The 18,923-nt window shown below is 66.9% G+C and carries 19 protein-coding genes and 1 riboswitch; of the genes, 16 read left to right on the top strand and 3 right to left on the bottom strand.

Annotated elements, in window-relative coordinates:
- The first annotated feature begins 9 nt into the window (after positions 1–9).
- The 9 genes from ACN0RC_RS04275 (at position 10) to ACN0RC_RS04235 (ending at position 6,547) form a co-directional block, all read left to right on the top strand.
- Positions 10–483: a hypothetical protein gene (locus ACN0RC_RS04275; RefSeq protein WP_417509139.1), complete on the top strand. Its 474-nt coding sequence runs from the start codon at positions 10–12 to the stop codon at positions 481–483.
- A 1-nt stretch (position 484) separates the two neighbouring features.
- Complete coding sequence (locus ACN0RC_RS04270) at positions 485–892, top strand: phage holin family protein (protein ID WP_417509137.1); 408 nt, start codon at positions 485–487, stop codon at positions 890–892.
- Positions 879–1,154: a hypothetical protein gene (locus tag ACN0RC_RS04265; protein ID WP_417509135.1), complete on the top strand. Its 276-nt coding sequence runs from the start codon at positions 879–881 to the stop codon at positions 1,152–1,154. Before ACN0RC_RS04270 ends, ACN0RC_RS04265 begins: the two co-directional genes overlap by 14 nt.
- A 45-nt stretch (positions 1,155–1,199) precedes the next feature.
- Positions 1,200–1,877: a hydrogen peroxide-dependent heme synthase gene (hemQ, locus tag ACN0RC_RS04260; RefSeq protein WP_417509133.1), complete on the top strand. Its 678-nt coding sequence runs from the start codon at positions 1,200–1,202 to the stop codon at positions 1,875–1,877.
- A gap of 6 nt (positions 1,878–1,883) precedes the next feature.
- A complete protein-coding gene (gene hemC, locus ACN0RC_RS04255) occupies positions 1,884–2,876 on the top strand; it encodes a hydroxymethylbilane synthase (RefSeq protein ID WP_417509131.1) in 993 nt (330 codons plus the stop codon).
- Complete coding sequence (locus ACN0RC_RS04250) at positions 2,876–3,676, top strand: uroporphyrinogen-III synthase (RefSeq protein ID WP_417509129.1); 801 nt, start codon at positions 2,876–2,878, stop codon at positions 3,674–3,676. Before hemC ends, ACN0RC_RS04250 begins: the two co-directional genes overlap by 1 nt.
- Positions 3,673–4,653: a porphobilinogen synthase gene (gene hemB / locus ACN0RC_RS04245; RefSeq protein ID WP_417509127.1), complete on the top strand. Its 981-nt coding sequence runs from the start codon at positions 3,673–3,675 to the stop codon at positions 4,651–4,653. The genes ACN0RC_RS04250 and hemB overlap by 4 nt, the downstream gene beginning before the upstream one ends.
- Before the next feature lie 17 nt (positions 4,654–4,670).
- Positions 4,671–5,996 carry a glutamate-1-semialdehyde 2,1-aminomutase gene (hemL, locus tag ACN0RC_RS04240; RefSeq protein ID WP_417509125.1) on the top strand — a complete coding sequence of 442 codons (1,326 nt, stop codon included), beginning with the start codon at positions 4,671–4,673 and terminating at the stop codon, positions 5,994–5,996.
- Positions 5,997–6,097: 101 nt separating this feature from the next.
- Positions 6,098–6,547: a hypothetical protein gene (locus ACN0RC_RS04235; RefSeq protein WP_417509123.1), complete on the top strand. Its 450-nt coding sequence runs from the start codon at positions 6,098–6,100 to the stop codon at positions 6,545–6,547.
- A 2-nt stretch (positions 6,548–6,549) separates the two neighbouring features.
- Here the strand turns inward: ACN0RC_RS04235 and ACN0RC_RS04230 are convergent, their stop codons facing one another.
- Complete coding sequence (locus ACN0RC_RS04230) at positions 6,550–7,707, bottom strand: ABC transporter ATP-binding protein (protein ID WP_417509122.1); 1,158 nt, start codon at positions 7,705–7,707, stop codon at positions 6,550–6,552.
- Positions 7,708–7,815: 108 nt separating this feature from the next.
- Here ACN0RC_RS04230 and ACN0RC_RS04225 point away from each other — a divergent pair, with 108 nt between their 5' ends.
- The 3 genes from ACN0RC_RS04225 to ACN0RC_RS04215 all read left to right on the top strand — a co-directional run bounded on the left by ACN0RC_RS04225 (position 7,816) and on the right by ACN0RC_RS04215 (position 12,899).
- On the top strand, positions 7,816–8,883 hold the full coding sequence (locus tag ACN0RC_RS04225) for an enoyl-CoA hydratase/isomerase family protein (RefSeq protein WP_417509120.1): 1,068 nt from the start codon (positions 7,816–7,818) through the stop codon (positions 8,881–8,883).
- Between the two features lie 144 nt (positions 8,884–9,027).
- Positions 9,028–10,755, top strand: coding sequence for an ABC transporter ATP-binding protein (locus tag ACN0RC_RS04220; protein ID WP_417509118.1), 1,728 nt, complete (start codon positions 9,028–9,030; stop codon positions 10,753–10,755).
- Between the two features lie 8 nt (positions 10,756–10,763).
- Positions 10,764–12,899, top strand: coding sequence for an ABC transporter ATP-binding protein (locus ACN0RC_RS04215; protein ID WP_417509636.1), 2,136 nt, complete (start codon positions 10,764–10,766; stop codon positions 12,897–12,899).
- 66 nt (positions 12,900–12,965) lie between these two features.
- On the opposite strand, the gene ACN0RC_RS04210 is transcribed toward ACN0RC_RS04215, so the two are convergent.
- A complete protein-coding gene (locus tag ACN0RC_RS04210; protein ID WP_417509116.1) occupies positions 12,966–14,549 on the bottom strand; it encodes a D-alanyl-D-alanine carboxypeptidase family protein in 1,584 nt (527 codons plus the stop codon).
- A gap of 70 nt (positions 14,550–14,619) precedes the next feature.
- Positions 14,620–14,730, top strand: a riboswitch (TPP riboswitch).
- On the opposite strand from ACN0RC_RS04210, the gene ACN0RC_RS04205 reads away from it, so the two are divergent.
- The 3 genes from ACN0RC_RS04205 (at position 14,722) to ACN0RC_RS04195 (ending at position 17,592) form a co-directional block, all read left to right on the top strand.
- A complete protein-coding gene (locus ACN0RC_RS04205) occupies positions 14,722–15,360 on the top strand; it encodes an ECF transporter S component (RefSeq protein WP_417509114.1) in 639 nt (212 codons plus the stop codon). It overlaps the preceding riboswitch by 9 nt.
- Before the next feature lies 1 nt (position 15,361).
- Positions 15,362–16,807 (top strand): ABC transporter ATP-binding protein, encoded by a 1,446-nt coding sequence (locus tag ACN0RC_RS04200; protein WP_417509112.1) that lies wholly within the window; start codon positions 15,362–15,364, stop codon positions 16,805–16,807.
- On the top strand, positions 16,804–17,592 hold the full coding sequence (locus tag ACN0RC_RS04195; RefSeq protein ID WP_417509110.1) for an energy-coupling factor transporter transmembrane component T family protein: 789 nt from the start codon (positions 16,804–16,806) through the stop codon (positions 17,590–17,592). The genes ACN0RC_RS04200 and ACN0RC_RS04195 overlap by 4 nt, the downstream gene beginning before the upstream one ends.
- Positions 17,593–17,633: 41 nt before the next feature.
- On the opposite strand, the gene ACN0RC_RS04190 is transcribed toward ACN0RC_RS04195, so the two are convergent.
- A complete protein-coding gene (locus ACN0RC_RS04190) occupies positions 17,634–17,993 on the bottom strand; it encodes a DUF488 domain-containing protein (RefSeq protein ID WP_417509108.1) in 360 nt (119 codons plus the stop codon).
- A gap of 97 nt (positions 17,994–18,090) precedes the next feature.
- Between ACN0RC_RS04190 and ACN0RC_RS04185 the strand changes: the two genes are divergently transcribed.
- Entirely contained in the window at positions 18,091–18,870 is a 780-nt protein-coding gene (locus ACN0RC_RS04185; RefSeq protein ID WP_417509106.1) for an SDR family NAD(P)-dependent oxidoreductase, read from the top strand.
- Positions 18,871–18,923 lie beyond the last annotated feature (53 nt).

Below are 18,923 nucleotides of genomic sequence, written 5' to 3'. Positions count from 1 at the left end.
GGAGATCCCATGAAGGGGAAGATCGGACTCGTCGTCGGACTCGGCGCCGGATACGTGCTCGGAACCCGCGCCGGACGCGAGCGCTACGAACAGATCAAGACGCAGTGGCTGAAGCTGTGGAACACCGATCCGGTGCAGAACCAGGTGATCAAGGCGAAGGCGTTCGTGGGCGCGAAGGCCTCTGCGGTACCCGGTGCGATCTGGAACGGTGTCGTCAAGGTGGCCAAGGCTGCCGGTGACGGCAGCACCCCCGGCGAGAAGCTCGACTCCGCCATCGCGACGGGCAAGAAGGCTGTCGACACTGTCGAAGACGCTGTCGACGATGCTGTGGATGCCGCGAAGAAGGCCGCCACGAAGAAGACGAGCACGCCCAGCAAGACCGGTTCGTCCCGCGCGAAGAGCGCTTCGACAGGCTCAGCGACCAATTCGACGGGGTCAGCGAACAAGTCGACGGGGTCGGCGAACAAGACGAACGGAAAGTGACATGGTCCGCGGATATCGTGACCGCGCAGACGACAGTCTCCTGACGCTGCTCGGAGATCTTCCCGAGCTCGTGACCAAACTGGTCAAGGCCGAGATCGACTCCGCGAAGGCGTGGGTGTCGCGCACGGCGAAAGATGCCGGCATCGGCAGCGTGTGGTTCGTCCTCGCGCTGTTCTTCCTGTTCTGGCTGGTGCCGATCATCCTCGTGTTCGCGATCGTCGGGCTCTCCTCCTGGTGGCCGGTCTGGGTCTCTGTGCTGGCCACGCTCGGACTCCTGCTGGTGTGCGTGCTGGTGTGCGTCGTGATCGGCGCACTGAAATTCCGCAAGGTCCTCAGCCGAGAGAACCCTGGCCAAGCTGTCGCAACCGACGTTCGTATCGTGAAGGAGGCCGGAAATGAGCACGCCTGACTCCGCTCTGCCCCGCACCGCTGTTCCTGCCGGCATCACCGATCCGGTGGCATCCGCTCGCGCCGAACTGAAGGCCGCGCTCGCCGCGATCGAGATCAAGGGCAATGTGCCGCGCCGCGTCGAGAAGGCCTCGCAGCGAGGAATCGCGAAGGCCCGCGCCTTCGCCGACCGCAATCCGGCGGGAGCCGTCGCGGCCGCCGTCGGCATCGCCGCCGCAGCGGGCGGGTTGGTCTGGGCGATCGCCCGCGCAGTCGCCCGCTGAGGGTCTGCATTCGCTCCTCGGTCCCGAAAGGGGCACACTGGAAGAATGTCCGAAGCGAGTGAACAGAACCCGTCCGGTTTCACCCTCTGGGCCGTCTGGCGACGCAATCCTGATGCGCCTGTCGCCGAGACGGATGCCACGGAGCTTGAGACGATCGTCGGGCACATCGAGGATTCCGGCGTCACCGTCCGGGGCTTCTACGATGTGTCTGGGCTGAAGGCTGAAGCTGACCTTCTGGTCTGGCTGCACGGGCCCACCGCCGAAGGATTGCAGAAGGCGCTTCGTTGCCTGCGCCGCACCGAGCTGCTCCGCTCGCTCCTTCCGGTCTGGAACGTCATGGGCGTGCACCGCGACGCCGAATTCAACCGTGCGCACGTGCCGGGATTCCTGCGCGGCATCGAGCCGAAGGGCTGGCTGTGCCTGTACCCCTTCGTGCGCACGCCGGAGTGGTACCTCATCGATGACGCCGACCGTCGCAAGATGCTCGCCGATCACGGCCGCAAGGGCGCCGCATTCACGGGTGTCACCGCCAACACCGTGGCAGCATTCGCCCTTGGCGACTACGAATGGCTGCTTCCGCTCGAGGCTGATGACCCCACCGAGCTCGTCGACCTGATGCGCGACCTGCGCTACACCGATGCGCGCCGCTATGTGAAAGAAGAGGTCCCGTTCTACACGGGACGGCGTCTGTGTTTCGACGAGATCGCCGACGTTCTGCAGTAGGTCACGATGTCTACTCCTATCCGTCTTGGCACACGCCGAAGCGCACTTGCCCAAGCCCAGTCCGGCCACGTTGCCACTGCTCTCGAGAAGATCTCGGGCCGCAGAGTCGAACTCGTCCCGATCGTCTCCGAGGGTGACACGAACCGTGCGTCTCTCTCTGAGATCGGCGGTCTCGGCGTCTTCGCCACCCGGCTGCGCGAAGCCCTGCTCGCCGGCGAGTGCGACATCCTCGTCCACTCATTGAAAGACCTCCCCACCGCCGTTCCGCAAGGTCTCGTGATCGCCGCGACGCCGGTGCGCGAGGATGCTCGCGACGTCGTCATCACGCGCGACGGGGTGCCTCTTCATGCGCTGCGCGCCGGCGCGAAGGTCGGAACGGGATCGCCGCGCCGCATCGCACAGGTGCGGATCCGCGCCCCTCGCGCTGAAGTGGTCGACATCCGCGGCAACGTCGACTCGCGTCTCGCGCGGGTGGAGTCTGGCGAACTGGATGCTGTCATCCTCGCCGCAGCGGGACTCTCGCGTCTCGGATCCGAGACCAGGCTGAAGCGGGAGGACCTCGGCCTCGCTGAATGGCCGACTGCGCCAGGGCAGGGTTCGCTGGCCGTCGAGACGACGGTTGATGCGGCATCCGATCTGCGCGTAGCGCTCGCCGAACTCGACGATGCTGACACGCGTCTGGCCATCACCGTCGAACGCGGCGTCCTCGAAGGATTGGATGCCGGTTGCCAGGCGCCGATGGCTGCGCACGCCGTCGTCACCGGTGACTCCGTGCGGGTACGAAGCATCGTCTATGATCCTGCCAGTGAGCATCGAATTGGTCTCGACGTCACTGAATCCCTGAACCGGGGGTATATTCGGAGTCACGGCAGTGGCAACGATGCGGATGCTGCCGATGGTGCGGACCCGAATCACGCAGCGCGCGAGATCGGACTTTCTGTCGCCCGTCGGCTGCTCGAACAAGGGGCGGCCGAACTCGTACCCCGAGAGCAACCCTGATGACCAGCACACCCGAATCGAAACTTGAGAAGCCGTTGACCGGCTGGCGCGTCCTCGTCCCGCGAGGAGGCCCGTGGGGCGACGGTGTCGCAGCGTCCCTGCGATCCGAGGGCGCCATTCCTGTCGTGGCGCCGTTGATCAACTTCGGCCCGACCACCGACCAGGCAGCGCTTGACGACGCGCTCGAGAAGCTCGCCGCCGGCAGCTTCGACTGGCTGACCGTAACGAGCGCGACGACGGTCGACGTTCTCTTCGCGCACCGCGCCATCGTGCCGAAGACGACGAAGATCGCCGCGGTCGGTGAGACGACTGCCGCAGCGCTCCAGGCGGTCGGCTATGAAGTCGCTCTCGTTCCGGACCGCGACAATTCTGCCGCAGGTATGGCCGAGCAGCTCATCGCCCTCGAGCCGGAGCCGCGTCGCGTTCTGACGTTGCGCAGTGAGATCGCCAAGCCCGTGCTGACGCGTTCGCTCATTGACGCAGGCCACGACGTCTCGAGCGTCGTCGCCTACCGCACCGTGGGGGTTCCGGTCACCGACCGCATCCGCCGTGATGTCGACAGCGGACGCATCAACGCCATCCTGATCACCAGTGGTTCGGTGGCGCAGCAGGTGCGCGAGCAGTTCCCCGATATCCCCGATGGCACGCTGCTCGCTGCGATCGGCCCGCGCACCGCGAAGGATGCGCGCAAGGCCGGCCTTCCCATCACTGTGGTCGCCGACAAGCAGACCGTCGATGCGCTCATCGACGCGGTGTCGCACTTCACGCTTCCGCATGCAGCGGACGAGTTCGCTCCGTGATTTTCCCCGAGGTGAGGCCGCGGCGGCTGCGTCAGTCCGCGGCTGTGCGGGCGCTCGTGCGCGAGACCTCGCTCTCGCCGCGGCACCTCGTGCTGCCGATGTTCGTCCGCGAGGAGATCACTGACCCCGTCGCGATCTCTTCGATGCCGGGCGTGCTCCAGCACACCATGGACTCGCTGCGCCGGGCAGCTGTCGAGGCCGCAGAGGCCGGCGTCGGCGGTGTGATGCTGTTCGGCGTTCCCACCGTGCGGGATGCTGTGGGCTCGGGAGCCGACGACCCTGACGGGATCCTCAACGTCGCCACGCGCGCGCTGGTCTCCGAGGTCGGAGATGCGCTCGTCGTGCAGACCGACCTGTGCCTGGACGAGTTCACCGACCACGGTCACTGCGGGGTGCTCGCCGGCGACGGGTCAGTCGACAACGATGCCACCCTCGAGCGCTACGTCTTGATGGCGCTCGCGCAGGCGCGCGCCGGCTCTCAGCTGCTCGGGCTCTCTGGAATGATGGACGGCCAGGTCGCCGCCATCCGCCAGGGGTTGGATGCCGAGGGCTTCACCGACACTCTGCTGCTCGGCTACGCCGCCAAGTACGCCAGCGCGTTCTACGGACCCTTCCGCGAAGCGGTCGACTCGCAACTGCAGGGAGATCGCCGCACCTATCAGCTCGATCCGGGCAACCGCCGCGAGGGACTGCGCGAGGCACTGATCGACGAGGCCGAAGGCGCTGATGTCGTGATGGTGAAGCCCGCCATGGGCTTCCTCGATGTGCTGCGCGAGGTGCGTGACGCTGTTCACGTGCCGGTGTGGGCGTACCAGATCTCGGGCGAGTACGCGATGATCGAGGCGGCTGCAGCCAATGGCTGGATCGATCGCCGTGCGGCCGTGCTGGAGTCTCTGCTGTCGATCCGCCGCGCCGGCGCCGACGCAGTGCTGACGTACTGGGCGACCGAGGCCGCCGGATGGCTGCGCGAGCGCTGAGTACTACAGGAGGCATCATGACCGACCGCAATGATGAGCTGTTCGCCGCTGCGCGAGCCGTCACCCCGGGAGGGGTGAACTCGCCCGTGCGGGCATATGGTTCCGTCGGCGGGACGCCGCGGTTCCTCGCATCCGCTCGTGGCGCGTACGTCACGGATGCCGCAGGCGACGAGTACGTCGACCTGGTGGCGTCGTGGGGCCCCGCTCTGCTGGGGCACGCGCACCCCGAGGTCGTTCAGGCGGTTCAGGATGCCGCGACCCGCGGCCTCTCGTTCGGCGCACCCACCGAGGGCGAAGTCGCGCTCGCGCAGGCGATCACCGAGCGCGTGCGCTTCGGCGACCTCGCACCGATCGAACGCGTGCGGCTGGTGTCCACCGGCACCGAGGCGACCATGACCGCGATCCGCCTCGCCCGCGGTGTGACCGGACGCGACCTGCTTGTGAAGTTCGCCGGGCACTATCACGGGCACTCCGACGGTCTGCTCGCCGAGGCTGGTTCAGGCGTCGCGACACTCGCGCTGCCAGGATCTGCGGGCGTGCCCGCGCCGATCGCGGCCCAGACGCTGGTGATCGGCTACAACGACCGAGAAGCTCTTCAGGCAGTGTTCGCCGAGCACGGCGACCGCATCGCCGCCGTCATCGTCGAGGCAGCCGCCGCGAACATGGGCGTCGTCGCTCCGGATGCCGGATTCAACCGCTTCATCGCCGACATTGCCCACGCGCACGGGGCACTGATGATCCTCGATGAGGTGCTGACCGGATTCCGCGTGCACCAGGCCGGTTACTGGGCGCTGCAGGCGGCTGCGGGTGAGGAGTACCTTCCCGACATCATCACCTTCGGCAAGGTCATCGGCGGCGGCATGCCGCTGGCGGCGCTCGGCGGTCGCGCCGAGGTCATGGACCAGCTCGCTCCGACCGGCCCGGTCTATCAGGCTGGCACTCTGTCGGGGAACCCGCTCTCGGTCGCCGCTGGCCTCGCGACGCTGCGGCTGGCCACACCCGCCGTGTATGCCCGCGTGGATGAGGCTGCGGCGCGCGTGGCATCCGCTCTCGACGCGGCGCTCACCGACGCCGGCGTCGTGCACTCGATCCCGCGCGCAGGAAATCTGTTCGGCGTCGCGTTCGCGGCCACCGCTCCGCGCACGTACGCCGAGGCTCAGGCGCAGGAGTCGTTCCGCTACGCGCCGTTCTTCCACTCCATGCGCGAGCAGGGCGTGGCGCTGCCGCCGAGCGTGTTCGAGGCCTGGTTCCTGACCGCAGCGCACGACGACGACGCGCTCGGCCGCATCGAGGCTGCGCTTCCTGCTGCGGCGCGTGCCGCGGCATCCGCTCAGCCCGCCTGATTTCGCACAGCCCGCCTGATTTCGCACAGCACAGGGTGATTTTTGTCGTCCTATGCGGAAGTCGCAGACAGTTTGCAGGTCGACGCTGGCAGACTGGATGAATGGTCACCCTGCTCCTGGATCAGACGCAGCTTGAGGTCGTACTGTCTCCGTTCGAGCGCGCGGTGACGTTTCACCGTGAGAACCTGCAGGTTGCGCGCGACACGATCATCAAGGTGCAGCTGACCGACGATGCGTGGACCTGGCTGCGCGGAGTTCCCGGTCGCGGAACGCAGATCCCCGGGGTCCTGGCGGCAGGAACCTGGAAGGCTGCCGCAACGACGGACTTCGTCCTCATCCGCCGTCACCGTCCTGGCGTGGTCATCGACCTGAAGGGCGACGAGCAGTTCCAGCGGTTGATCTTCACCACCCGTCACGGGCTCGCGCTCACTCAGGCGCTGCGCCTCGACGTCTCTGAGGAGCCGGTCGACGTCACAGAGATCACTGGAGCGATCCCGGTTCCCGTGCAGAAGGGGCGCAAGCGGCCGGTCATCCGTCCGCGGCCGGCCTGAGTTCAGTCGGACTCTTTGGCCTCTTCGGTCTCGATGGCTGCTGCCGCGCTGTTCGGCTCCGTCATCGGGTTCGCGAACATGCTCGCGACGGCGGCCAGGTCGGCCAGCCCAGGAAGCGGGCGGGCGTCGAGGTTGAGCGCGAACTCGTCGTCAGCATCCGCTGCGGTCTCTGCGACCGGCTCCACCGCGACCGGCTCTGGCGCCTCTACATCCGGCAGGTCGAAGAGTGCGGTCTCTTCCACCACAGGTGCGGGTGTCGGCGGAACATAGCGGTCGTGCACGAGGTCGAGGAAGACGTCTTCGAGCGTCGGACCCCGCTGCTGCAGGGTCGTCAGCGCCACTCCGGCGCGGGTCGTGATGCTGCCGATGGTCGCCGCATCGCTGCCGCGCACGGTGAGACCCGAGCGCAGGATCTCGAAGTCATATCCGGCATCCTGGAGAGTTTTGGAGAGGGCGTCGCGGTCTGCGGCATCCACCACGACCGGCCCGCTGCGCGGATCGGCGAGGTCTTCCATGGTTCCGGCGAACTTCAGTTCGCCGCGCGAGATCACGAGGATCTCATCGGCGATCTGCTCGACCTCACTCAGTACGTGCGACGAGACCAGTACCGTGCGTCCTTCATCGGCGAGGCCGCGGATCAGCGTGCGCATCCAGCGGATGCCTTCGGGGTCGAGCCCGTTCGCCGGCTCGTCGAGGACGAGTACGCCGGGGTCGCCGATCAGCGCGGTGGCGGCGCTGAGACGCTGGCGCATGCCGAGCGACAGCGCAGCGATGCGGGTGTCGACGTCGTCGCCGAGGCCGACGAAAGCGATGAGCTCACCCACGCGCGAGAGCGGAATGTCATTCGCCTTGGCCGCCTGGATGAGGTGGCGCTCGACCGTGCGGCGCTGGCGGAAGCCCGGGTCTTCGAGCATGGCGCCGATGACGCGTGCAGGGCTGCGCAGTTCCGCATAGCGGGTTCCGCCGATCGTGGCGGTTCCGCTGGTGGGGCGCTCGAGCCCGAGCAGCATGCGAAGGGTGGTCGTCTTTCCCGCGCCGTTGGGCCCGAGGAAACCGGTCACCACGCCCGGGCGGACGCGCGCCGATAGATCCGACACTGCCGCGACAGCGCCGAAGCGCTTGGTCGCGTGGTCGAATTCGATCAACTGTCCGTCTGGCATCTGCTGCCTTTCCCGCATAGGTCCGCCTCTATCCTGCCGGAAAATGCGCACAATCCCGCATCGGACGTGCGGATAAAGGCCAGAACAGGCCCATGTAACGTGGCTTCCGTGACTGACTTTGACATCGCTGCAACGGTTCTGGTTCGCACTGAGGGCTCGCTCGGGCGCCTCAGCCTCAACCGACCGAAGGCGATCAACGCTCTCGACATCGACATGATCGGTCAGATCACCGCCGCGCTGGACGCCTGGCGCGACGACACCGACATCGACATCGTCCTCATCGACGGTGAGGGTGAGCGGGGGCTCTGCGCGGGCGGTGATGTGCGCGCGCTGTACGACCAGATCACGGCAGGCCACCCTGAGCGGGCCGCGGAGTTCTTCCGCGCCGAGTACGCCCTGAACCTGATGATCGCTGAGTATCCGAAGACGATCGTGGCCATCGCTGACGGGATCACGATGGGCGGGGGGATCGGCCTGGCCGGCCACGCCCACATCCGCATCGTCACCGAGCGCAGCAAGCTGGCGATGCCGGAGACCAGGATCGGCTTCACCCCCGACGTCGGGGGCACGTACCTTCTCGGCCGTGCACCAGGGCGCCTGGGGGAGTACCTCGGTCTCACCGGCAGCACGATGACGGCATCGGATGCTGTGTACGCAGGGTTTGCGGATCACTATGTGCCTTCGCAGCGCATCGATGAGCTCCGCGAGGCGCTGGGCAAGCGCGCCGACCCCTCGAGCCCCTCGGAGCTGGTGCTGCTGTTCGATGAGACTCCGGAGCCTGCCGCCCTCGCGGACGAGCGCGCGTGGATCGACGAGGTCTTCTCCGCCGACACCGTGGGCGAGATCGCACAGCGCCTCGCCGCTCGATCAGAGGTCTCCGCATCCGCCACTGGCGTGCTGCTCTCAGAGCTCGCCCCGACCGGTCTCGCCGTCACGCTGGATGCGGTGCGCGAGGCGCGCGAAGGACACCTGCGCGACGCGCTGATCGGGGAATATCGCCGGGTGATGTGGTTCGCCGGGCACCACCCCGATCTCGCAGAGGGCATTCGTGCGCAGCTGGTCGACAAGGATCGCTCGCCGCGCTGGCAGCCGGCGACCATCGCCGAGCTGGGGCCGGATGCTGGTGCGGGAGCCCGTGCGTTCGTCCCAGAGCGGCCGCTCTTCGACCGAGAGTGATTTCTGCCCCCGAGTGAAGAATCCGATCCCACCTTCGGATCGTTCGCCCTGAGCGGATATGACCGCTCTGGGATGTGCAATGTCGGCCGGTCGTGGCACGCTATCTGGTGGCCCATCTCGGCCCGCTCCGCAAAAGGACTCCTCATGCTCGGCAAGCTCCTCTTCCGCTATCTGTCCAGATACTGGCCGCTGCTGGTCGGCGTGCTCGTCTTCCAGTTCGCCAGCGCGCTGGCCACGCTCTACCTTCCTCGCCTGAACGCCGACATCATCAACCAGGGCGTCGCGACGGCCGACACCGACTACATCTGGCGCACCGGCGCCTGGATGCTGGTGGTCTCGCTCGGCCAGATCATCTGCGCGATCATCGCGACGTATTTCGCTGCGAAGGCGGCGATGAGCATCGGTCGCGATATCCGCAATGACGTGTTCGCACGCGTCAGCGCCTTCTCCGAGCGCGAGGTCTCGCAGTTCGGCGCAGGCTCGCTGATCACCCGCAACACCAACGATGTGCAGCAGGTGCAGATGCTGGCGATGATGGGCGCGACGATGTTCGTCACCGCTCCGCTGCTCGCCATCGGCGGCATCATCATGGCCGTGCAGCAGGACGTCGGCCTCAGCTGGCTGATCGGCATCTCCGTTCCGGTTCTGCTGATCGCCGCGGTGATCATCATCGGTCAGATGGTGCCGCTGTTCCGCCGCAACCAGGGCAAGCTCGACGCGATCAACCGTGTCATGCGAGAGCAGCTCACCGGCGTGCGCGTCGTTCGCGCATTCGTGCGCGAGCGCGTCGAAGAAGAGCGATTCCGCGAGACCAACACCGACCTCATGATCCTCGGCCGCAAGATCGGCTCGCTGTTCGTGCTGCTGTTCCCGCTGTTCATGCTGATCCTCAACGTCACCGTCGTCGGCGTGATCTGGTTCGGCGGTGTCGAAGTGCAGAACGGCAATGTCGAGGTCGGCACGCTGTTCGCGTTCATGCAGTACATCGGTCAGATCATGATGGGTGTCATCATGTCGAGCTTCATGGCGATGATGATTCCGCGCGCCGCGGTCTCTGCAGAGCGTGTCGGCGAGGTTCTCGATGCCGCGTCGAGCCTGGAGCGGCCGGTCGACGGCGCGACGGACTTCCCGCTTCCCGGCACCGTGATGTTCGAGAACATCGAGTTCACCTACCCGGGTGCGGAGTCGCCCGTGCTGCAGAACATCTCGTTCGGAGCCGAGCGCGGTGAGACGGTCGCGATCGTCGGATCGACGGGCGCCGGAAAGACCACGCTGGTCTCGCTCATTCCCCGCCTGTTCGACGTAACCGGTGGTACCGCACGCGTCGGCGGCGTCGACGTGCGCGAAGCCGACATGGATGCACTGTGGAAGACCATCGGGCTCGTGCCTCAGCGTCCGTTCCTGTTCACCGGCACGATCGCGTCGAACCTCCGATACGGTCGGTCCGACGCCACCGACGAAGAGCTCTGGCAGGCCCTCGAGATCGCGCAGGGCAAGGACTTCGTCGAGGCCATGCCTGAGGGACTCGAGACCCGCATCGCACAGGGCGGGACGAACGTCTCCGGCGGTCAGCGTCAACGGCTCGCGATTGCGCGAGCCCTGGTGCATCAGCCCGAGATCCTCATCTTCGATGATTCGTTCTCGGCGCTCGATCTGACCACAGACGCGCGACTGCGGCAGGCGCTCTGGCGAGAACTGCCTGACGTGACGAAGATCGTCGTCGCTCAGCGCGTATCCACAATCACCGATGCTGATCGCATCGTGGTCCTCGAAGGAGGAGAAATGGTCGGCATCGGAACGCATGACGAGCTTCTCGCGAGCAATGAGACCTACCGAGAGATCGTCGAATCGCAGCTGGGGGTGGACGCATGAGCTCCTCGATGCCTGAGCCCTCATCGGCGATCCCTGAGCCCGTTGAAGGATCCGAAGTCGGACCGACCGCGACGCTGACCGTCGATGAGCAGTACGAAGCCGAGCTCGCAGAAGCGGCACGCCTCGAGGGCGGCGGCTGGGATGCCCCGGCCGGCAAGGCCGACAACTTCGGCAAGAGCTTCGCCCGAATGATCGGTCTGCTCAAGCCTTCGGCGCTCTGGTTCGTGCTGGTGTCGTTCTTCGGTGCGATCGGAGTCGTGCTGACGGTCGCGGCTCCCAAGGTGCTGGGCGAGGCCACCAACCTCATCTACGAGGGCTTCATCTCGAAGCAGCTGGGCGACAGCGGCGTTCCTACCGGAACCTCGCAGGAGCAGGTCGTCGAGATGCTGCGCGCGCAGGGTCAAGACGACTTCGCCAACATGGTCGCCGCCTTCGACCACTTCCAGGTCGGCGGGGGCATCGACTTCGATCGGTTGCGCTGGGTCATCATCTCGGTGCTGGTGATCTACGTCGGCGCTGCGCTCCTGAGCTGGCTGCAGGGATACGTCATCAACGTCATCATGGTGCGCACCATGTGGCGGCTGCGTGAATCCGTCGAGGCGAAGATCAACCGCCTGCCGCTGTCGTACTTCGACAAGGTGCAGCGCGGCGAGCTCATCTCGCGCGTCACGAACGACATCGACAACATCACGCAGACCATGCAGCAATCGCTCTCCGGGGCGCTGACCTCTGTGCTGACCGTAATCGGTGTGCTGGTCATGATGTTCTCCATCTCCTGGCAGCTCGCTCTGGTGGCACTGGTCGCACTGCCGCTGATGGGCGTCATCTTCGGCGTGATCGGTCCGCGTTCGCAGAAGGCGTTCGGCACGCAGTGGCGCAAGGTCGGGCGCCTCAACGCACGTGTCGAGGAATCCTTCTCCGGTCACGCGCTGGTGAAGGTCTTCGGTCGTGAGCAGGAGGCCCTCGAGAGCTTCAAGGACGAGAACGAGGAGCTGTACGAGGCGAGCTTCAAGGCCCAGTTCCTGTCGGGCATCATCATGCCCGCCATGACGTTCATCGGCAGCCTGACCTTCGTCGGCATCGCTGTGCTCGGTGGGCTCATGGTCGCCGGCGGCCAGTTGCGCCTCGGCGACGTGCAGGCTTTCATCCAGTACTCGCAGCAGTTCACGCAGCCGCTGTCCGAGCTCGGTGGCATGGCGGCTGTCGTGCAGTCCGGAACCGCCTCGGCTGAGCGGGTGTTCGACTTCCTCGACGCCGACGAGCAGGAGCCCGACGCAGAGGACGCACCCGCACTGCCGGGCGCTGATGCCGCCGGTCGTGGTGTTATCGAGTTCCAGGATGTGTCGTTCGCGTACACGCCGGATCGTCCGCTGATCAAGGACCTGTCGTTCGAGGTGCAGCCGGGGCAGACGGTCGCGATCGTCGGGCCGACCGGGGCGGGCAAGACCACGCTGGTCAACCTGATCATGCGCTTCTACGAGCTGAGCTCTGGCCGCATTCTCATCGACGGTCAGGACATCGCCGAAGTCACCCGGGCAGAACTGCGCTCCCGCACGGGGATGGTGCTGCAGGACCCGTGGCTGTTCGCAGGTTCCATCCTCGAGAACATCCGCTACGGTCGTGCGACCGCCACCGATGAAGAGGTCATCGACGCGGCGACCGCAACCTATGTCGACAGGTTCGTGCACTCGCTGCCAGAAGGCTACGAGACCGTTCTCGATGAAGACGCGTCGAATGTGTCGGCCGGTGAGCGCCAGCTGATCACGATCGCCAGGGCGTTCGTGTCGAAACCGTCGATCCTGATCCTCGATGAGGCGACGAGCGCGGTCGACACCCGTACCGAGCTGCTGTTGCAGCACGCCATGGCGGCGCTCCGCCAGGGGCGCACCTCGTTCGTCATCGCGCACCGGCTCTCGACGATCCGTGACGCAGACCTCATCCTCGTGATGGAGCATGGTGACATCGTCGAGAAAGGTACGCACGATGAGCTCATCGCCGCACAGGGCGCGTACTGGCGGCTGTACCAGTCCCAGTTCGAGCAGGCGGCGACCGACATCGACGCAGAAGAAGCGATGACCGACGCGGTTCCGGTGGTTGCCTCCGGCGCGCCAGAGGCCGTCGAGGACGCACCGGCCGAACGTTGACGAACGGCCTGCTGACACAGGAGCGGGTGGGTGGCGTTGGCCACCCACCCGCTCTTTGTGCAGGGCCTACTTCTCGTCGATGCCGAGAAGCTCCATCGGGTGGGTCAGCCGCCACCACGGGCTGGGGTCTGCGATGTCTTCGGCCAGCGAGACGCTTCCGGTTACCGTGTTGATCGGGCCGTCGACGGTGAGCACGCCCACGGTGTCGCCCTCAGCACGCTCATCGCCGAGGTCGAGCACGACAGCAGCATCGGCGGTTGCGCCGTTCCACAGCACGACCGCGGCATCCTCATCAGTGACGACATCGATCTTCTCGCCCCAGAGCGTGCTCACTTCGCCCACCACGGTGCCGGAAGCTACAGCCGGTGCGATGTCGGCGAGTGCGGTTTCGATCTGCGCGAACAGGGAGCGGGTGACCGCAAGACGCTCATCGTCGCTGGCCTGGTTCAGGACCGAGGTGTACAGGTGCACCGTGGCGTCGCCGATGGTGACGTCCTTGGCAGTCAGAAGAGACCAACCGACCAACGTCCCGGTCTTGATGCCGACCACTCCCGGGTCGGCCAGCATACCGTTGGTGTTCGTGACGTAACCGGCGCCGGGGATCTCGGCACCGGGCGATCCGACGATCTCCGCGAAGACGGGGTTCTGCATGGCACGCTCGCCCAGGCGAAGCAGCGCCGCGGGGGTGGCGACATTGCCCTCATCGAATCCGGATGGGGTGACGATCGTGATGTCAGAGAGACCGCGCTCTGCCAGCCAGACGGCCGCCGCATCAGCGAACTGCGCGTCGGAGCCCCAGAGGTCACGGGCGAGGCGGTCGATGTAGTTGTTGGCGGAGCCCAGCAGCGTTCCCTGCAGCAGCTGATACTCGGTGAGCACTCCGTCGACCGGAACGTCGAGCGCCGACTGATCCGCGCGGCGGTAGTCCCAGTAGTCGACGCTGTCACCGTAGGTGAAGGAGAACTCCGGCCCCGGCTCGCCGACCTGCAGCGGCATGCGGTCGAGCACCATCAGAGTGCTGACGACCTTTGTGATGCTCGCGATCGATGCGGCATCGGCGGTCGATGAGCTCGCAGAGACACCGGCGATGCTCACACCGGCGCTGCCGGCGCCCGGCCACACGATCTCGACGGCCGGTGCAGGGGCGGTCGTGAACTCGACGGCCTCCACTGTGGGCGAGACTGCGTGCAGCGGCCAGAGCAGCATCGTCGCGCTGTACGCGATAGCCAGCGCCGCGAGCGTTCCCAGCGGGGTCAGCCACCGCCCGCTCAGCAGTGCGGGGCGCAGCTTCGCATCGGCGAAGAGATCGGGGCCCGGCTCGGCCATCGTTATGGCATTGAGATCCGCGGGGAGCGTGGATTCCTTGACGTCCGCAGTCTCGAGCCAAGCGAGGGCCGTGGCGGGGCGCTTCTCATCCGCCCATTCCTTGGGCGGCTCGTTCACTTCGAGGTCGTCATCGAACGTGATCTCGTCCACATCCTGGTCCGTCTCGGGCGCCTCCGAGCGGTCGAGGACACCGGTCGCAGCAGCATCCGCGGTGTCACTGAACGGCAGGGTCGGCGTGGGTGACGAATCTGTCACGCCGCCGTGCGCGCGCAGTGCGCGTCGAGTCATCCCGCCGGTCAACGGGGCCTGGTCTTCGGAGGTCACTTGATCACGCTACCCAATAGTGCGCGCGGAGCGAGTGCGAACACAGCGGTCGCAGTACGGGTAAGATCGTCTGCACAACCACGGGAGTCCGGGCATGCCGGGCTGAGAGGGAGCGAAAAGCGCTTCGACCGTCGAACCTGATCTGGGTCATGCCAGCGCAGGGAGGAGCAATATGAACACGTCTACCCGCACGCCCGCAATCACGCGCACCGGCCTGCGACGCCCTGAGATCTGGCGTTGGCGCATCGTCGACATCGTCGTCGCCAGCGTTCTCGGAGTCGCCTGCGGTTTCCTGTTCTTGGCCTGGAACGTGGGCTACCTCGGGCCGAAGGCCCTGCTCGAACCGCTGCTGCCTGGCATGCAGGGTCTCCTCGACGGGCCCTGGCTGATCGCCGGCGTGCTGGGCGGTCTGGTCATCCGCAAGGCCGGGGCGGCGATCTACGTCGAGACCATCGCCGCTGTCGTCTCGGCGCTCGCCGGAGCTCAGTGGGGCGGCTTTCTCACGATCGAGGCAGGCCTCGTGCAGGGTCTCGGTGCCGAACTGATCTTCCTGCTGTTCGCGTACCGCGTCTGGAAGCTGCCTGTGGCGATGCTCGCCGGCGCAGGCGCCGCCCTCTTCGGCGGCATCAACAACCTGATTCTGTGGTTCGCAGGCGCCGACGTCACCTTCACCGTCATCTATCTGATCAGCACCATCGTCTCCGGTGCGGTGCTGGCCGGAGCTCTCGGCTGGGCGCTGGCGCGCGGTCTCGCAGCGACGGGAGCCCTCGATCGTTTCGGATCAGGGCGAGAGGTCCGCGCGCGCGTCTGACATGACCGACGAGAACCGTCCCGCGGCGGTCGAGGCGCGCGGCTGGGGCTGGCGGCATGCCAGCCGTGTCGCCTGGGCGCTCCGCGACGTCACGTTCCGGATCGAACCGGGAGAGCGCGTGCTCGTCCTGGGAGCATCCGGAGCCGGCAAGTCGACTCTGCTGCACGGTCTCGCGGGGGTGCTCGGCGGAGACGAAGAGGGCGAGAGCACCGGGGGGCTGCTCGTCGACTCGGAGCCCGCCGCCGCCACCCGCGGGCGGTCAGGGCTCGTGCTGCAGGACCCGGACTCGCAGGTCATCCTCGCTCGCGTCGGTGACGACGTCGCATTCGGCTGCGAGAACCTCGGCATCCCGCGCGAACAGATCTGGTCACGGGTGCGCGACGCGCTCGACGCGGTCGGGCTCGACGTGCCCCTGGACCGGTCGACCAAAGCGCTGTCAGGAGGACAGAAGCAGCGCCTGGCGCTCGCCGGCATCCTCGCGATGCAACCCGGACTCGTGTTGCTGGACGAGCCGACCGCCAACCTCGACCCGGAGGGCGTCGTGGAGGTCCGCGATGCCGTCCGGCGGATGCTGGAGGCGCGACCGGCGACGCTCATCGTCGTCGAGCATCGACTCGATGTCTGGCTGCCGCTGATCACGCGAGTGATCGTCGTCGGAGACGGGGGAGTGGTTGCCGACGGGACACCGGATGCTGTGCTCGGCAGTCGCGGCGCGGAGCTGGCTGCCGCAGGAGTCTGGGTTCCGGGGCATCCGCCGGCTCTGCCGCCCGCGCCGCGCGCGGCCGGTGAGATCTTGCTCACCGCAGATGATCTGGCCGTGGCCCGCGTGAAGGATCGACCGGTGACAGCAGGCATTTCGTTGCAGGTGCGCGCCGGAGCGGCCCTGGCCGTCACCGGGCCGAACGGGGCGGGAAAGTCGACGCTGGCGCTCACGCTGGCCGGGCTCCTGCCGCCAGCCGCGGGGAGGGTCGTCGCCGAGCCCGCACTGGCGGATGGCGCAGGTCCGTCGCCGATCGCCTGGTCGTCGCGCCGACTGCTGACCAGGATCGGGATGGTGTTTCAGGAACCGGAGCATCAGCTGCTGGCGAAGACCGTGCGTGACGAGCTCGCTGTCGGTCCGCGTGCGCTCGGCCTGAGTGACGCCGAGACCGAAGCGCGCATCGAAGAGCTCCTTTCCCGCCTGCGCCTCGATCGTCTCGCGCGCGCGAATCCGTACACACTGTCGGGTGGCGAGAAGCGGCGGCTGACGGTCGCTGCGGCGCTGGCCACGAAGCCTCGGATGCTCGTTCTCGATGAGCCGACCTTCGGGCAGGACGCGCGCACATGGGCCGAGCTCATGGCCATGCTGGCGGCGCTGCGCGACGAAGGCACGGCGATCGTGACCGTGACCCATGACCCCGGCGTCGCCCCGGCGCTGCATGCCGAACGATTCGAGATCGGCCGATGACACTTCTGGACACCCATGCGCGCGTCGGAGTGGTCGCCAAGATCAACCCTGTCGCGAAACTCGGCGTCAGCGCGCTGATCGCGATCCCCCTGATTCTCACGCTCGACGTCGTCTCGGCGGCGGTGGCTCTGGGGATGGAGTGCGTGCTCTTCCTGTTCGCGGGCATCGGCTGGCGGGAGTTCTGGATCCGCACCTGGCCGGTGTGGATTGCCGCTCCCCTGACCGGAGTCACAATCGCGCTGTACGGAGAAGCGAGTGGTGCGATCTACTTCGAGTGGTTCGTCGTGAGGGTGAGCGAGGGGTCTCTGACGCTGGCGCTGGCGACGATGTTCCGCGTGCTCGCGATCGCGCTTCCTTCGGTCGTTCTGTTCATCACGGTCGACCCCACCGATCTCGCCGACGGACTCGCGCAGATCGTGAAGCTGCCGGCCCGGTTCGTTCTCGGCGCGCTCGCCGGACTGCGCATGGTGGGGTTGTTCGTCGACGACTGGCGCGCGCTCGAGCTCGCACGACGTGCACGAGGGGTCGCCGATCGCGGGCGCGTGCGCCGCTTCGCGGGCATGGTGTTCGCACTGCTCGTTCTGTCGATCCGCCGAGGTGCGAAGCTCGCAACCGCGATGGAAGCCCGTGGCTTCGGCGCGCCGGTGCCGCGCACGTGGGCGCGCGAATCGACGTTCGGTGGCCGGGAGTGGGCTCTCCTGCTCGTCGGTGCGCTGATCTCGGCGGTCGCGGTGACCGCTGCCGTGATGGCCGGCTCGTGGAACTTCATCCTCGGACCGGAATAACGCCATCAGCTTCAGGTCTCATTCTGCGGCTGCCAGCGCGGTCACAGCAGTTCGTGGAGGGCCTCTTCGAGCACGATCGCGTGGGTGTGCTCCTCGTCGTGCAAGGCGTAGATGAGCGTGACGACCGGATGCTTCTTCACCTCTGCCGCGAGCTCTTCGAGCGCCGCGGCGGATTCGCCAGCGAGCTCGGCGCGATAGCGGTCGACGCAGATGCCCCATTCGTCGCCGGATGCTGCATGCCAGGCCTTGCGCAACTCGGGGCTCGGCGCGACATCCTTCGCCCACAGATCGATCTGGGCGCGTTCCTTCGAGACGCCTCGGGGCCACAGTCGGTCGACCAGAACGCGGAAACCATCGTCCGGTTCAGCGGTGTCGTAGGCTCGCTTGCGACGCAGTTCCATAGCTCCAGCCAACACCTCGTGATGCACCCGCACCAGTGCTGGAACTGAAGCCCGCGTATGCTGAGACTGAGTTGCAGAACCGTTCGAAGGAGAACTTATGCAGATCCAAGGATCCGGCGCTCTGATCACCGGCGGGGCCTCTGGCCTCGGCCTGGCCACTGCCCGCGCACTCGCCGCGGCTGGCGCGCACGTCACTCTGCTCGATCTTCCGTCGTCTGCGGGGGCTGCGGTGGCCGCCGAACTTGGCGGTGCGTTCGCCCCGGGGGACGTCACCAGCGCCGAGGACGCTGCGGCCGCTGTCGCCGCTGCGAACGAGAAAGTGCCGCTGCGCATCGTCGTCAACTGCGCGGGCATTGCCCCGCCCGCCAAGGTCCTCGACCGCGACGGCAACCCGGCAGTGCTCGCGGACTTCGAACGCATCATCCGCATCAACCTCGTCGGCACGTTCAACGTCATCTCCCAGGCATCCGCCGTCATCGCGAAGAACGACCCTTCGACAGGCTCAGGGGGCGAATCGGTCGGAGACCGTGGTGTGATCATCAACACGGCATCCGTTGCAGCATTCGACGGGCAGATCGGGCAGCCCGCGTACTCCGCGTCGAAGGGCGGCGTGCACGCCATGACCCTGCCGATCGCACGAGAGCTCGCGCGCTACGGCATCCGGGTGTGCACGATCGCTCCCGGAATCATGGAGACCCCGATGCTCTCCGGCCTTCCCGAGGCAGCGCAGGCCTCTCTCGGTGAGCAGGTGCCGTACCCCGCGCGCCTCGGCAGGCCCGCCGAGTACGCCGCGCTGGTTCAGAGCATCGTCGAGAACGGATACCTGAACGGCGAGACGATCCGCCTCGACGGCGCCATCCGCATGGCGCCGAAGTAACGGCGCACCACCCGCCGTTCAGGTCGCAATTTGTGCCGCTCTGAGCGTGCGAA

Source organism: Microbacterium sp. (assembly GCF_048259935.1).
Taxonomy (GTDB): Bacteria; Actinomycetota; Actinomycetes; order Actinomycetales; family Microbacteriaceae; genus Microbacterium.
The sequence above is the reverse complement of the archived record's forward strand: the minus strand, read 5'-3'. Positions and strand labels throughout refer to the sequence as shown.

Bases quoted from the DNA above. Each gene is read 5' to 3' on its own strand.
- ACN0RC_RS04185 (WP_417509106.1), top strand. From the start codon at position 18,091: ATGCAGATCCAAGGATCCGGCGCTCTGATCACCGGCGGGGCCTCTGGC.
- ACN0RC_RS04230 (WP_417509122.1), bottom strand. From the start codon at position 7,707: ATGCCAGACGGACAGTTGATCGAATTCGACCACGCGACCAAGCGCTTC.
- ACN0RC_RS04265 (WP_417509135.1), top strand. From the start codon at position 879: ATGAGCACGCCTGACTCCGCTCTGCCCCGCACCGCTGTTCCTGCCGGC.
- ACN0RC_RS04200 (WP_417509112.1), top strand. From the start codon at position 15,362: ATGACCGACGAGAACCGTCCCGCGGCGGTCGAGGCGCGCGGCTGGGGC.
- ACN0RC_RS04235 (WP_417509123.1), top strand. From the start codon at position 6,098: ATGGTCACCCTGCTCCTGGATCAGACGCAGCTTGAGGTCGTACTGTCT.
- hemQ (WP_417509133.1), top strand. From the start codon at position 1,200: ATGTCCGAAGCGAGTGAACAGAACCCGTCCGGTTTCACCCTCTGGGCC.
- ACN0RC_RS04275 (WP_417509139.1), top strand. From the start codon at position 10: ATGAAGGGGAAGATCGGACTCGTCGTCGGACTCGGCGCCGGATACGTG.
- ACN0RC_RS04190 (WP_417509108.1), bottom strand. From the start codon at position 17,993: ATGGAACTGCGTCGCAAGCGAGCCTACGACACCGCTGAACCGGACGAT.
- hemL (WP_417509125.1), top strand. From the start codon at position 4,671: ATGACCGACCGCAATGATGAGCTGTTCGCCGCTGCGCGAGCCGTCACC.
- ACN0RC_RS04250 (WP_417509129.1), top strand. From the start codon at position 2,876: ATGACCAGCACACCCGAATCGAAACTTGAGAAGCCGTTGACCGGCTGG.
- ACN0RC_RS04195 (WP_417509110.1), top strand. From the start codon at position 16,804: ATGACACTTCTGGACACCCATGCGCGCGTCGGAGTGGTCGCCAAGATC.
- ACN0RC_RS04215 (WP_417509636.1), top strand. From the start codon at position 10,764: ATGCCTGAGCCCTCATCGGCGATCCCTGAGCCCGTTGAAGGATCCGAA.
- ACN0RC_RS04220 (WP_417509118.1), top strand. From the start codon at position 9,028: ATGCTCGGCAAGCTCCTCTTCCGCTATCTGTCCAGATACTGGCCGCTG.
- ACN0RC_RS04205 (WP_417509114.1), top strand. From the start codon at position 14,722: ATGAACACGTCTACCCGCACGCCCGCAATCACGCGCACCGGCCTGCGA.
- hemC (WP_417509131.1), top strand. From the start codon at position 1,884: ATGTCTACTCCTATCCGTCTTGGCACACGCCGAAGCGCACTTGCCCAA.
- ACN0RC_RS04270 (WP_417509137.1), top strand. From the start codon at position 485: ATGGTCCGCGGATATCGTGACCGCGCAGACGACAGTCTCCTGACGCTG.